A 1,206-nucleotide genomic window follows, 5' to 3' on the forward strand; every position below is an offset into this window, starting at 1 on the left:
CGACCATCCCCCGGTTTTAGTAGCATTTCGATCCGGAGCCCAAGGGTTTAAATGGCCGCTTCTGCGGCCATTCGCGCAGCATAGTCAGCGGGCGTCAGCCCGCTGAGTTCTTTCTTCGGGCGTTCTTCGTTGTACTCACGATGCCAGCCTCGGATGATCGTGCTGGCATGGGCGAGGCTTACGAACCAGTGCTCGTTCAAGCATTCATCCCGAAAGCGGCCGTTGAAGGACTCGATATAGGCGTTTTGGTTCGGTTTGCCGGGTTCGATCTGCTTGAGCTGGACACCATTGACATGGGCCCAGTCCAGCATGGCTCTGCCAATGAATTCAGGGCCGTTGTCTGATCGTATGACTGTCGGTAAGCCGCGGGTGAGCGCCAACCCATCAAGGACTCGAGCCACTTGCGTGCCACTCATCGACCGGCCCGGCACCAACGCAACGCATTCATGGGTGGCGTCATCAACGATGCCCAGACACTTGATGGCCCGGCCATCGGCGACCCGATCGAATACAAAGTCCATCGACCAGACTTCGTTCGCTCGCGCGGGACGCATCAACGGCTGCCGATCAGCCGTCGGCACCTTCTTGCGTCGTCGACGACGCACTTGCAGGCATTGTTCAGCATAGAGCCGCTCGACACGCTTGTGATTCACGACCCAGCCGGCTTGGCGAAGCTTGAGATAGATCATCGGCGCGCCGTAGCGGCGATAGCGCTGCGCCAGGCGCAGGATCTCGGCGCGTAAACACGCGTTGCGATCCGGTGCCGGCTGATATCGAAATGCGCTTGGACTCATCGCCACCACGGCCAGCGAACGACGTTCGCTCAAGCCGCGCTGACTCATGAACCGCACCAGCTCGCGCCTGGCTGTTGCGGTCACCATTTTTTTCGCAAGGCCTCGCGCGTGACCTCGTTTTCGAGCATCGATTCGGCCAACAGGCGTTTCAAGCGGCCGTTCTCCGCCTCAAGGGCTTTCAGACGCTTGGCGTCCGAGACGTCCATGCCGCCGAACTTGTTTCGCCAGGTGTAATAGCTGGCCTCGGAGAAACCGTGCCGGCGGCACAGCTCTTTAACCGGCGTTCCCGCCTCGGCCTCCTTCAGAAAACCAATGATCTGCTCTTCCGTGTAGCGCTTCTTCATGTCCAATCTCCAGACTTCGGGTGATTGGACTCCAGATCAGCCTGCTACTCAATAGCGGGGGATGGTCG

1 protein-coding gene is annotated in these 1,206 nt (G+C 59.5%); it reads right to left on the reverse strand.

Features of this window, described 5'->3' with window-relative positions; genetic code table 11:
• Positions 1-47 precede the first annotated feature (47 nt).
• Positions 48-1,138 (reverse strand): IS3 family transposase gene (locus RM531_RS15965; RefSeq protein ID WP_432280519.1). Its coding sequence is split into 2 segments (ribosomal slippage): positions 48-886 and positions 886-1,138, totalling 1,092 coding nucleotides; the frame shifts between segments, so codons are not numbered across the junction.
• Positions 1,139-1,206: the final 68 nt, after the last annotated feature.

The organism is Spectribacter acetivorans, from assembly GCF_031846305.1.
Classification (GTDB): domain Bacteria; phylum Pseudomonadota; class Gammaproteobacteria; order Nevskiales; family Salinisphaeraceae; genus Spectribacter; species Spectribacter acetivorans.